General features: G+C 51.4%; 11 protein-coding genes and 1 riboswitch. Of the genes, 7 read left to right on the top strand and 4 right to left on the bottom strand.

Going from position 1 to position 11,765, the window contains the following annotated elements:
- Positions 1–68: 68 nt before the first annotated feature.
- Together EDM59_RS27525 and EDM59_RS27520 are read right to left on the bottom strand one after the other, a co-directional pair.
- Positions 69–524 (bottom strand): MarR family winged helix-turn-helix transcriptional regulator, encoded by a 456-nt coding sequence (locus EDM59_RS27525; RefSeq protein WP_122926561.1) that lies wholly within the window; start codon positions 522–524, stop codon positions 69–71.
- Positions 525–738: 214 nt separating this feature from the next.
- Positions 739–1,356 (bottom strand): DUF3298 and DUF4163 domain-containing protein, encoded by a 618-nt coding sequence (locus tag EDM59_RS27520; protein ID WP_122926560.1) that lies wholly within the window; start codon positions 1,354–1,356, stop codon positions 739–741.
- A gap of 162 nt (positions 1,357–1,518) precedes the next feature.
- Between EDM59_RS27520 and EDM59_RS27515 the strand changes: the two genes are divergently transcribed.
- From EDM59_RS27515 to EDM59_RS27485, 7 genes are all read left to right on the top strand, one after another.
- Positions 1,519–2,994, top strand: a complete 1,476-nt coding sequence (locus EDM59_RS27515; RefSeq protein ID WP_122926559.1) for a methyl-accepting chemotaxis protein — start codon at positions 1,519–1,521, stop codon at positions 2,992–2,994.
- Between the two features lie 75 nt (positions 2,995–3,069).
- Positions 3,070–3,181: riboswitch (SAM riboswitch) on the top strand.
- A 203-nt stretch (positions 3,182–3,384) separates the two neighbouring features.
- Positions 3,385–4,419, top strand: coding sequence for a BMP family lipoprotein (locus EDM59_RS27510; RefSeq protein ID WP_122926558.1), 1,035 nt, complete (start codon positions 3,385–3,387; stop codon positions 4,417–4,419).
- 91 nt (positions 4,420–4,510) lie between these two features.
- Complete coding sequence (locus tag EDM59_RS27505; protein ID WP_122926557.1) at positions 4,511–6,040, top strand: ABC transporter ATP-binding protein; 1,530 nt, start codon at positions 4,511–4,513, stop codon at positions 6,038–6,040.
- Entirely contained in the window at positions 6,015–7,085 is a 1,071-nt protein-coding gene (locus EDM59_RS27500; protein WP_122926556.1) for an ABC transporter permease, read from the top strand. Before EDM59_RS27505 ends, EDM59_RS27500 begins: the two co-directional genes overlap by 26 nt.
- Entirely contained in the window at positions 7,072–7,971 is a 900-nt protein-coding gene (locus EDM59_RS27495) for an ABC transporter permease (RefSeq protein WP_122926555.1), read from the top strand. Before EDM59_RS27500 ends, EDM59_RS27495 begins: the two co-directional genes overlap by 14 nt.
- Positions 7,972–8,016: 45 nt before the next feature.
- Entirely contained in the window at positions 8,017–8,679 is a 663-nt protein-coding gene (locus EDM59_RS27490) for a sulfite oxidase-like oxidoreductase (RefSeq protein ID WP_122926554.1), read from the top strand.
- A gap of 1 nt (position 8,680) precedes the next feature.
- Positions 8,681–9,403 (top strand): nucleoside phosphorylase, encoded by a 723-nt coding sequence (locus EDM59_RS27485; RefSeq protein WP_122926553.1) that lies wholly within the window; start codon positions 8,681–8,683, stop codon positions 9,401–9,403.
- 65 nt (positions 9,404–9,468) lie between these two features.
- Here the strand turns inward: EDM59_RS27485 and EDM59_RS27480 are convergent, their stop codons facing one another.
- Together EDM59_RS27480 and EDM59_RS27475 are read right to left on the bottom strand one after the other, a co-directional pair.
- A complete protein-coding gene (locus tag EDM59_RS27480) occupies positions 9,469–9,795 on the bottom strand; it encodes an ArsR/SmtB family transcription factor (RefSeq protein WP_122926552.1) in 327 nt (108 codons plus the stop codon).
- Between the two features lie 18 nt (positions 9,796–9,813).
- A complete protein-coding gene (locus tag EDM59_RS27475) occupies positions 9,814–11,577 on the bottom strand; it encodes a SulP family inorganic anion transporter (protein WP_122926551.1) in 1,764 nt (587 codons plus the stop codon).
- Between the last annotated feature and the right edge of the window lie 188 nt (positions 11,578–11,765).

Genomic DNA, 11,765 nt, shown 5'->3' with positions numbered 1-11,765 from the left:
AGCATATTCCAATGAACAAGGCTTCCCCTCCTGCATGAACATCACTCAGGAAGGGAAGCCTTGTTGTTTTAAGAGATCGGGGAATCCTGTTCCGATTCGGATTCAGCAAGCTGCAGATTGTTGAGATTGTCGTTCATTTTTTGCAGGATGCGGTTAAACGTAGCCAGATCTTCCTCGGGAATGTCGCGCAGGGCAGCCTTTTCCAGCTGAATGGCGGCATCGAGCCACTCGGGAAACTTGGCTTGCGCCTGGGGGGAGAGGGATACGTAACGCTCCCGTTTGTCTTCCCCTTCCGCACGAATGACCCAGCCCATTTCCTCCAGGCGAGTCAACGTCCTAGTAATCGTTGGGGCTTCTACGTCCAGGTAATTGCTGATCTGTACCTGCGTCAACGTGCTCCGATAGTGCAGGCACATGAGGATTCCCCACTGGGAGCTGTAGAGCCCCATAGGGGAGAGTACATTGTTTAGTTTTTTGCTGAAAACTCTGGCAGTTTTGCTGATTTTATGTCCGTAATATTGCATGAGTATCCTTCCTCCATAAAAGCGGGTCCGATAATCCATACACTTGCTTAAGTAAATATGTACATTTTACATAGTAACAGTTCCATTCATATAAGTAAATACTTATTTGTTTAGCGGATAGAAGGATAAGCCTCGTTCGTCCACAGTTCTGCCATAAAGAAAGCTGACGACTGTTTTCCAGCGCATCAGCTCGTCTTTTCGTGTCGCTTCTTTCCTAACTCGCTGCCAAAATACTCAGAGGCCCATCCTCTTTGATGATCGGCTCCAAATCGTACACGGAGATGGGGAACATGGGGAATCCGACATAGTACGGCGTGATTTCGTAAAGCTGAAAATAGATGACCAGGGTTTTGTCCGCGAGATAAAAGTCCTGGTCGGGCTTGATCGTTGTAAAATCGCTCAGCGTCGGGATTTGTCTCTGCTTGATTTGGGCTTTGATCATGGTAGACAGGACTTTAATGTAGTCGCTGCCTGGTTTGAAGAGGTCCCGCAAGGCAAACAGCTTTCCGGTGTCGACATCTGCCGAGACGGATCCGAGGAAGGTCATCCCGTGAGCCATTTGCGGTGTGTAGGCGTAGTTGTTCATCGTGGCACTGAAGATGCCGCGCTGGTTATTCTTGATTTCGTAGCTGCCTTGCATCTGGGTGTTTCCTTGGACCTGTACTCTTTGCTGTTCGTGAATCAGGCCTTGGACGGTTTGCAGCAAGGCTCGGTTAATTTGTGTTTCAGCCTGCTGATTGGCAAGACCGGACAGCTGCGGGTAGTAGATGGATGTGCCCGGTCGCGTGATGGTGCGCGTCAAAACGGTAACGGGAAGGCGGTTCAATTCCACTTTTTTTAGTCCTTTCTTCTCTCAAATAGGTATCTGTCATAACAGCCTATTCGGATAGGGGGAAAGTGGTTTCTAGCGTTCGCATTTATTTCACATCCGCTGGAACTATCCACCATCTATAATGGAGGGGAAATACCAATCGAAAAGTAAGGAGGGACATTGATGATTCAGTTAATACGGAATACCTTGACGAACAAGGAAGGCTTTATGATCTTTGTTTTGTGGAATCATTTGTGGATGGCCGGACTGATCGCCTTCCAGGAAAACGTAAATTTCTGGATGGTCAGTTCGTTAGGCTTGCTGGTGACCTTGATCGTATCGCCCTATTATTTCATTCGTAGGAACAGCACGGTTATCCGTTATCTCGTCGCGATTGGACTCATGTTTTATGCTATTTCATTTGATCACTTTAGCTCAGAGCAGGAAGTTGCTTTTCTCGCCTTTATCGTAATGGGCTTTTTGGCTGCCTATCTGGACTGGAAGCTGGTGGTGTTTGCTGGGGTTACGCAGATCATCGCCACGCTCGTCGGCTTCTACACAGGCACCTATCAGATTTTTACCGGCGATTATACCGAAATCAACCTCGCTGTGCGGATTGTCGCTATTTTGATGATGATGGCAGCGGTGACGTACCTGTGTCTGGCTGGACAAGCATCGCTGCAGAGAGCGAACGCCGCTAGAAAGGAAGCAGAGGAGAAGGAACAGCGTTTGAAAGAAATGCTCGAACACATCGAAGTGATGACCGAGCAGCTGGATCGCACGACGGAGCACGTACATGTGCACGCAGAAGGAACCAAACGCAACACGGATGACATGATGCTCGCCTTTAAAGAGGTGGCAACGGGCATGGAGTCGCAGGCTCATTCGACGGTGAAGATCGAGGAGGAAGTCCAGTCGATCGATCAGGAAATCGTGGATGTCACGACGCAGACGAATGCTATGAAGGCAGAGTCTGACCAGAACAATCTGCGGCTGACGGAAAGTGTGAGCATGATGAATGAGCTATCCAAGCAGATGGATCAGATCGTGGAGGCTGTAAATGTGGCCGCTTCAACTATTCATCAGCTCAATCGTCAGGCCAACAAAGTCGAGGAAATCGTAGGGGCCATTAACCAGATCGCGACGCAAACCAACCTGTTGGCGCTGAATGCGGCGATCGAATCTGCCCGTGCAGGAGAGCATGGCAGAGGCTTTGCTGTAGTCGCAGATGAAGTGCGGAAGCTGGCCGAACAAAGTGCGACGGCCACACAGGAAATCACGGAGATTTTGAAGTCGCTCCATCAGGAAAGCGAGAATGCGGTCCTCCAAATTGGAAACGGGGAAACCTCTGTCTCCAAAGGAAAAGAGCTAGCCGTAAAAACGGTTGAATCAATTGAAGCCGTGCGGGCAGGAATGGTTCACTTCCTCGCAGCTGCAGAGCATGTGCGTTCCAGCATGGACCGGGTCAAGCTGCGCTCGAGTGAAGTCGCGATGGAAATGTCGACGATCACTGCCGTCACTGAAGAGTCTGTAGCCAATCTGGAGGAGCTGTTTGCCACCGCAGAGAATCAGCATCAAAGGGTACGGGAAATCACCGAAGAACTGGGTGAGCTCAATACTTTATCGCATCGGCTCCAGCAGACATTTCACAAGCAGTAAAAAGATTTGAAATAATCATTGCATTTTTAAAAAATTCTGCTAGAATATATCTGACTATAATCCTATAGATTTACTGCCTTATCTAGAGCGGCGGAGGGACTGGCCCGATGAAGCCCGGCAACCACTGTACCTTGTACAGACTGGTGCCAATTCCTACAAGACAGGGAAATGTCTTGAAAGATGAGGAAGAGGACCGTTCAGGACGCAAACTCTTCCTCAAAGGAAGAGTTTTTTTGTATTTCAAACGTTTTTTGTCTTATTTACGAACGTTAACTGTGGTTTTTGTTGAAATGTACGTAATTACTGTTGATTTTTTGGCGTAAAAACCGTACATTACATAAGTAAATAGATAAGAACGAATATAATGCTCCAGTTAGAGAGGGGAACACCATGAAGAAATTATTGTTGGCATTGACCACATTCGCCGTTTTGGCAGCAGGATGCTCGGCAGGAGGCAGCAGTGCTCCAGCAGATAAAGCAGAGGGACAAGCAGCAGGACAAGAGGGAGCGGCGAAAAAACGCATTGCCCTGATCCTGCCAGAAAAAATCGGGGTGAACCCGTTCTTCCAGCAAATGGATGAAGGCGCTAAGAAAGCCGGTCAAGAGTTTGGCGCAGAAGTAAAAAGCATCGAATCCACTGACCATGGCGCGATTGAAGAAAACCTGCGTGTAGCAGTGGCGGAAAACTACGATTTGATTATCACGTCTTCGTTTGAATCTGAAGATGCCTTGAAAAAAGTAGCCGCCGAAAATCCGGATAAAAACTTCGCGATCATCGACACCGTTGTTGATTTGCCAAATGTACGCAGCGTTACCTTCCGCGAGCAGGAAGCGGCTTACCTGATGGGAGCAGCGGCTGGACTGGCAACGAAAACAAACAAAGTGGGCATGGTTGTCGCCATGGATATTCCTCTCCTGAAAAAATGGACAGGCGGTTTCCAGGAAGGGATGAAAGCGACCAACCCGAATGCAGAATTCCTCGTAAACTACGTGGGCAGCTTCTCTGACCCGGCAAAAGCGAAGGAGCTTGCTTTGCTCCAGGCTTCCAAAGGCGCTGACTTCATTAACGGCGCTGCAGCTGTAGGGGATCTGGGTGTTTTTGAAGCAGCGAAAGAAAAAGGCTTCTTCACTTCCGGACAGGACGTTGACCGTACCACGATCGACCCTGAGCACATCGTTTTGTCCCAGCTGAAAGGTACAGATGCAGCAGCATACGAGACCGTGAAATCTTTCGTAGAGGGCAGCTTCAAGCCAGGCGTAGTGACCTACGGATTGAAAGAAAAAGGCGTGGGCGTAACCTATGTGACCCACGAAAGCAAAACGCCGCTGAACGCTTTCATCGGCCAAGAAGTAATCGACAAAGTGAAGGCTATCAATGACGAGATCGTAGCAGGTACGCGCAAAGTTCCTGACTCGTTCGAATAGCTGGCAGCATTCGTGCATTTAGGTGACCGACTACAGCTGTGTAGTCGGTCGCTTGTGTATTTCGGCTGCATCAAGAGGAGGAGGAGCAGGAATGACACATCGTTTGGAAATGAAGCAGATGACCAAGAAGTACGGAGAATTTACGGCCAACGATCAAGTGTCGCTCACCTTGGAGGCGGGCGAGGTGCATGCGATCGTCGGGGAAAATGGCGCCGGGAAAACCACGCTCATGCGGATGCTGTACGGGATGGAGCAGCCAACGGCAGGGGAGATCCTTCTCAACGGGAAACCGGTATCCTTTCGCGGTCCCAACGACGCGATACGAAACGGGATTGGCATGGTACACCAGCACTTCATGCTCTTTGGAGAGTTTAGTGTGGCGGAAAATATCGTGATTGGCTACGAGCCCAAGCAGGCAGGTTTTTTTCGGCGCAAGGAAGCTGTGGAGAAAGTACGTGCTTTAAGCGAGCAATACCGCATTCCGATCAACCCACAGGCACGGGTCTCTACCTGCTCGGTCGGTGAACAGCAAAGGGTCGAGATTCTCAAGGTGCTGTATCAGGGGGCGGATATCATCGTGCTCGACGAACCAACGGCTGTATTGACACCGTTGGAGGTAAAAGACTTGCTGCAGACGATTCGGAATTTGGCGGCAAGCGGAAAAAGCGTCATTCTGATTACCCATAAGCTGCAGGAGGTTATGGAGGTATCGGATCGCATTACCGTTCTTCGCGGAGGCCGTGTGACTGGGACCGTTTCCCGGCACGAGACGAATGTCGACGATCTGGCGAGGCTGATGGTAGGCAGAGAGCTGGAAGAGCTGAGCCAGCGCATCCCTTTGGAGGGAAAACGACTGCTGCATGTAGATCAAGTGACTGTGCGAGAGAAGCAAACCTTGCTGGATAACGTGAGCTTCGCCGTTCACCACGGTGAAATCGTAGGAATCGCAGGTGTATCCGGCAACGGACAGTCTGAGCTGCTGCAAGTGATCAGTGGATTGCGGCCTGTGCAGGCAGGGAAGATCCATTTGGCGGGTGCAGATGTGACCAATAAGTCCGTAGAGTCGATCCGTCAGGCAGGGCTGGCGCACATTCCAGAAGACCGCTATATGTGGGGAACCGCGAAGCAGGAAAGTGTCGAGGAAAACGCGTTGATGGGCTATCAGCGCAAGCCTGATTACTACCGGCGCGGCGTCATCCTGCGCGATGCGTTCCGCCAGGTGGTTCGCGGATGGGTAGACCGCTTTGCGATTAAAACCGGCTCCAGGCAGCTGCAAGAGCTGGCGGGCAATCTTTCTGGCGGGAATTTGCAAAAGCTGATCGTCACAAGAGAGCTGGGGCAGGAAACCCCCTTGCTGGTTGCGGCTGAACCGACTCGCGGCGTAGATATTGGCGCGATGGAATACATTCATCAAGCGCTTATCGAAAAGCGAAACAGCGGAGACGGCATCTTGCTCGTCTCGTCTGAGCTGTCCGAAATTCTCGCATTGTCAGACCGTATTTTGGTGATGTACAAAGGGCGGATCGCCGGAGAGCTGGCACGATCAGAAGCAACAGAAGAAAAAATCAGCGTGTTGATGGCAGGAGGAAACGTTCATGGCAGCGATCAGAGAGCTGTGTAAGTCATTGGTTCAGCCGATACTCGCCGTCATGATCGGGCTTTTGACAGGAGCGATCGTGATTGCGGCGGTAGGCGAATCGGTCATCGGGACGTATCAGGAAATGTGGAAGGGAGCCTTTGGCAGCTTTTATTTCTTCACTTCCACGCTGGCACGTGCGACACCGATCATGCTGATTGCGCTGGGGCTTGCTTTGGCCTTTCGCGCAGGCGTGTTTAACCTCGGAGCCGAGGGACAGATGGTGCTTGGTGCCATCAGTGCGACACTCGTCGCGATCTATTTGCCGGCACCAGGAATCGTGAAAATGCTGGCAGGACTCATCGTTGGGATTACAGTAGGCGGGTTGTGGTCCCTCTTGGCCGGATTTATGGAGGCGAGGTTTCGCATTCCGCTGCTCATTTCGACGCTTTTGTTCAACTATATTGCCGTGCTGTTCGCCAGCTACCTGGTGACCGAACCGTTTCAGGATCGGACAGGCTCGGCGGCTCTTGCGCAGACCTTGATGCTCGATAAAAGCGCATGGCTTCCCAAGCTGTTCTCCGGGATGAGCGTGCACGCAGGCTTTTTCTTTGCGATGGCGGCAGCTCTCCTGTTGTTCTGGGTGATTCGGTTCACGCCATTTGGCTATGAGGTTAAAATGCTGGGTCAAAACCCGTTGTTTGCCCGGTACGGAGGGATTAACCCGATCAAGGTCATGCTGACGGGGATGTTTGCCAGCGGCGGTTTGGCTGGGTTGGCCGGAACGGTAGAAGTTTTCGGATCTCACTATCGTTTTGTAGATGGGGCACTGACCGTTCCGAACTTTGCCTGGACGGGCATGATGGCGACGCTGCTTGCGAACTCCCATCCGATCGGCATTATTTTCACATCGATTCTGCTTGCTGCGTTCCAGACCGGAGCGATGGGGGTAGAACGAAATACGGAGGTTCCACTGGAGCTGGCGAGCGTCATCCAGGCGGTGCTGATTCTGTTTATTTCTGCCAAGTTCAGCTATGACTGGTGGAAAAAACGCAAGGCAAAAGGGGGAGAATCACATGGAGCTGCTTGATTGGTCCCTCGTCAGTTCAACTATTCGGATGGTTACGCCGATCCTGCTGGCGGCATTGGGTGGAGCGCTGTGCGCGCGTGTAGGCATTTTTAATGTAGGGCTGGAAGGGCTGGTCCTGGTCGGTGCCTTTTCGGCGATTGTGGGCAACCACTTTACGGGAAGTTTGTTTTTGGCCATCTTGTTTGCAGCATTGGTTTGTGTGCTATTCTCCCTATTATTCGCCTATATGACGATTGGACTTCGGGCAAACGAAATCGTCGTGGGGGTAGCGATCAACTTTTTGGCGCTCGGCTTGACGACGTTCGCGCTGCGAGCGATCTTTGGAGTGAAGGGCGCGTTTTACGATAAAGAGATGGCGGGACTGCCCAAGCTGGACATTCCGGTGATTAAGGATATTCCGGTGCTGGGCGACATTTTTTCCGGGCATTCACCGCTGGTATACCTCGCCTTTATCGCGGCGATTGTGCTGTATCTGTTCTTTTACCGGACCGTCACCGGGTTTCGTGTGCTTGCTGTCGGTCTTAATCCGGTAGCCGCTCGCAGTCTCGGTCTCAAAGTGACAGGGCTGCAGGTGCTGGCGATCACGATGTGCGGAATTCTGTGCGGACTTGCAGGGGCGCAGCTGTCTTTGGGGCAGGTGACGATGTTCACGGAAGGAATGACTGCGGGGCGTGGATTTATCGCCTTGGTAGCGATGATGATGGGGCAATCTCATCCCCTCGGAATTCTGGCGTCCAGCTTCCTGTTCGGCTTGATGGATGCACTCAGTATCCGTCTGCAAGGCCTTTCCCTTCCGACACAGTTTACCTCTATGCTGCCTTACGTATTGACGATTATTGCGATGTTCTTTGTCAAAGAGAAAAGTCAGGCAGGGGGCAGGAGGTAAAGCTCCCGCTGATCACAACGAGAGAATCAAAAGGAGGAGTGCGTGATGAACAAGGCAGAGCGTATCAAACGAATGAAGGTGCCGACAGTCGATCCGGCATTGGCAAAGCGTCTCCCGCCTGGGCAAGTGCTGACGGAGCGTTTTCCGATTCTGCATGAAGGAGAAGTGCCTGTCTACGACATGAACGAGTGGACCCTGCGCGTATTTGGGGAAGTCGATCGGGAAGTGACCCTGACTTATCAACAGATCATGGAGATGCCGCAGTCGACAGTTACCCGGGATATTCACTGCGTGACGCGTTGGTCCCGTTTTGATAATGCCTTTACAGGGGTTCGCTTCCGTGATTTCATGCAGGCGATCGGAGTGACGCCGAAAAGCTCTTTTGTCATGCTGCATGGCGACCAAGGATATACGACCAACCTGCCTCTCAGCGATTTGGATCGTGATGATGTCCTGTTGGCGCATTCGTTGGACGGAGAGCCTCTGACGGACAAGCATGGCTGGCCGCTGCGTCTCGTCGTGCCGCATCTGTATTTCTGGAAAAGTGTGAAGTGGCTGCGCGGCTTTGAATTTATCGACGAAAACAAACCTGGCTTCTGGGAGCAAAACGGCTTTCATATAAATGGAGATCCGTTCTTGGAAGAGCGGTTCTCCGGAGAAGCGTTGCCGATTCCGGAAGACGAGTGGGAGAAAAAGGAGTTTGATTAAGATGCTGACGAATCTGAAGATAAATCCCGCTGAGCTGCCAAAGCGCGTCATTGTGTGTGGGGATCCGAAGCGTGCCGCTTTGATCGCGTCCAAGCTGGGCAATCACCGCCAGCTGGCGGAAAACCGGGAATATCATAGCTACGCAGGGGAATGGAAGGGCGTTGAGGTGGCGATTGTCAGCCATGGCGTCGGTTCGCCAGGGGCGGCAGTCTGCTTTGAGGAATTGGCTAAAGGCGGAGTAGAAGTCATCATCCGTGTGGGTACGGCTGGCTCCTATCAACAGGTGATCCAACCGGGCAGCCTCGTTATCAGCACCGCAGCTGTTCGCCAGGATGGACTGACCAGCCAGCTCGTGCCTCCGGGATTTCCGGCAATCGCAAATCGCCAAGTGGCAGGGGCGCTGGTCGAAGCAGCAAAGTCTAGCAATTCCGGTCTCCACATCGCAGAAGGCATCACGTTGACGCTGGACGTTTTCTACAACGGCGTATTGGAATTCCCGCACAAGCTCTATCAAAAAGCCGGAGTACTGGCTGTCGAGATGGAGAACTCCGCGTTGTTTGTCATCGCAGCCTTGCGCGGCATGAAAGCCGGATCTATTCTGGCCATCGACGGTTTTGCTGATGCTGACCTTTTGCAGGATTACAATCCGCATACGGAAACTTTGGCCAAGGCCATTGAGGCAGAAGCCTTGATCGCGCTGGATGCCGTCATTAGCGTGCAGTGAAAAAAGGAAAAAAGCCCAGGACATTTGATAGTGTCCTGGGCTTTTGCTATGGCGTGGAGATTTCGCTAATCTTCGTTGAAACGGTCTAGCATCGAAATGGCATCAATCAGGTGGTTGTTAAAAATTTGGCGGGCCACTGACAAAAGCTCGATAATCATCGGGTCACGCAGAGAGTAGGTCACTTTGTTGCCGTCTTTTGTTCCGTAAACGATGTTTTTGCTTCGCAGGACGGCGAGCTGCTGGGAGACGGCTGACCCCTCACTGCCAATCAGGGTTTGAAGCTCGTTTACATTTTTGTCTCCCTCGGACAACAGCTCCAAAATGCGAATGCGCAACGGATGACCCAAGGCTTTAAAAAAATCAGCTTTAAACTGTTGCAGTTCTAAATTCAATGAAAGAATCCTCCATCTTTAAGAATCCGCAGGCAGCTCCCGGTTCTGGGCAGCTGCAGTCTGCCTGATGTTTCCCTGATCGGATAGTGCGGAACACTCACGAAAGACAAAATGCTGACAGCCCAGGCATTTTGCATGATTCAGTCTGGTCAGGGCACTGTCGATGGCCTCTCCTGTGTGCGCGAAATCGTTCTTCGCCCCGATTCTTTCGTAGAGGCCAGTGCGTTTCAATAGAGCTTTGGGTTGATCCCGCAATCCGGAAAATAGCACCGTTTTGCCTTGCGAGTGAAAGTGCCGGACAATGCTCGCCAGACTTGCCTCCCCTGTCGTGTCCAGAAAAGGAACTCCTCCCATACGCAGAAGCAGGATACCGGACGAAGACGCAGCTGTGCTGAGGATAGACTTTTCAAGCAAGCTCGCATCCCCGAAGAACAAGGGGCCCTCAATCGTGAAGATACTGATTTGCGGGCAGTCGTGCACGGCTGAAACCATGTGAGGCATGACCTTCTGGTGTTTGCTGTCTGGATCTGGCAGTGCTTTGGCAATCATCAGCGATCCGCTCATCCGTTTGACGAAAAGGAGAATGGCTAGAACCAGTCCAACCTCAACAGCAAGGGTTAAATCGGTAAATACGGTCAGAAGAAAAGTAATCAATAGAACGATGGAATCGCTGGTCTTGGTTTTGAGTATACGAAGAAATTCCCTGCGCTCGCTCATGTTCCATGCCACCAGCATCAGGATAGGTGCCATGCTTGCCAGCGGAATGTGTGAGGCGTAGGGAGCAAATAAGACCAGAATCAGCAAGACGATGAACCCGTGAATCACACCGGACAGAGGAGAGGCAGCGCCGCTTCTGATATTGGTAGCTGTACGGGCGATGGCTCCTGTAGCCGGAATGCCGCCGAACAGGGGCGTGATAATATTTGCGATCCCCTGGCCGATCAACTCCCGATTGCTGTTATGCCTTTGATTGGACATGCCGTCAGCTACTACTGCAGACAGCAAAGACTCGACAGCTCCCAAGAGAGCGATGACCAGCGCAGGATTCAATAAGGTCTGGATGCGCTCGAGCGTGATTTCGGGAAAATGAAAAGAAGGCAGTATGCCGGGAAAAGCTCCAAATGTGGAACCGATCGTGGCGACGTTCTCTTCAAATAATAGCACAGCTACGAGAGTGGAGATAACCAAGCCGATGAGTGAACCAGGGACTTTTGGGAAAATCCGCGGCGTCAAAAGGATGAGAGCGAAGCAAATGCACGCTGTCGTGATGCTGTACAGGTTGAGAGTGGAAAGATGAAGCACGATCTCCTTCATATTGGAGAGGAAGTCCTCATGCTTCTGAATGTCGCGAAGGCCCAGAAAGTGTACGATTTGCCCACTGAAAATGATCACAGCAATTCCTGCGGTAAACCCGACGGTCACCGGTCGAGGAATGTACTTGATCAAAGCGCCGAGCCTGAGTACCCCCATGATGACGAGCAGTATCCCTGCCATGAGTCCGGCTAATAGCAGATTTTCATACCCGTATTGCATGACGATGGCAAATAAAATGGGGATAAACGCTCCAGTGGGGCCGCCGATCTGAAAGCGCGAGCCTCCGAACAGGGAAATCAAAATGCCCGCAACAATGGTGGTGTAAATGCCGTACTCCGGTTTGACTCCAGAGGCGATCGCAAACGCCATCCCGAGTGGCAGTGCGATAACAGCTACAATGAAACCAGAAACACAATCCTTTCGAAACGACTGCATCGAATAGCCTTCGAATCTTCCTGTCCACTTCATGATAGAACCCTTCTTATCTTTGAATATTTGATTATTTGAATATAGATTATGATAAGAGCGGTTCACTCATTCTGTCAATTCACATTTCCTTTTCCCTTTTTTAACATGTCCTTCATGTTCCCTTAACGCTGCTGGATTACCATTCTAAGTGACAAGTGAACAGCTTCCCTCGGTTGGAGCCATGGAGA

This window comes from Brevibacillus nitrificans, from assembly GCF_003710965.1.
Lineage (GTDB): Bacteria > Bacillota > Bacilli > Brevibacillales > Brevibacillaceae > Brevibacillus > Brevibacillus centrosporus.
Note: the sequence above shows the minus strand (reverse complement) of the source record. Positions and strands in the feature narration are given on the sequence as shown.

What these genes read in the sequence shown, in the direction of transcription:
- EDM59_RS27525 (WP_122926561.1), bottom strand. Translation starts at nt 524, where the DNA reads ATGCAATATTACGGACATAAAATCAGCAAAACTGCCAGAGTTTTCAGC.
- EDM59_RS27515 (WP_122926559.1), top strand. Translation starts at nt 1,519, where the DNA reads ATGATTCAGTTAATACGGAATACCTTGACGAACAAGGAAGGCTTTATG.
- EDM59_RS27510 (WP_122926558.1), top strand. Translation starts at nt 3,385, where the DNA reads ATGAAGAAATTATTGTTGGCATTGACCACATTCGCCGTTTTGGCAGCA.
- EDM59_RS27505 (WP_122926557.1), top strand. Translation starts at nt 4,511, where the DNA reads ATGACACATCGTTTGGAAATGAAGCAGATGACCAAGAAGTACGGAGAA.
- EDM59_RS27500 (WP_122926556.1), top strand. Translation starts at nt 6,015, where the DNA reads ATGGCAGCGATCAGAGAGCTGTGTAAGTCATTGGTTCAGCCGATACTC.
- EDM59_RS27495 (WP_122926555.1), top strand. Translation starts at nt 7,072, where the DNA reads ATGGAGCTGCTTGATTGGTCCCTCGTCAGTTCAACTATTCGGATGGTT.
- EDM59_RS27490 (WP_122926554.1), top strand. Translation starts at nt 8,017, where the DNA reads ATGAACAAGGCAGAGCGTATCAAACGAATGAAGGTGCCGACAGTCGAT.
- EDM59_RS27485 (WP_122926553.1), top strand. Translation starts at nt 8,681, where the DNA reads ATGCTGACGAATCTGAAGATAAATCCCGCTGAGCTGCCAAAGCGCGTC.
- EDM59_RS27475 (WP_122926551.1), bottom strand. Translation starts at nt 11,577, where the DNA reads ATGAAGTGGACAGGAAGATTCGAAGGCTATTCGATGCAGTCGTTTCGA.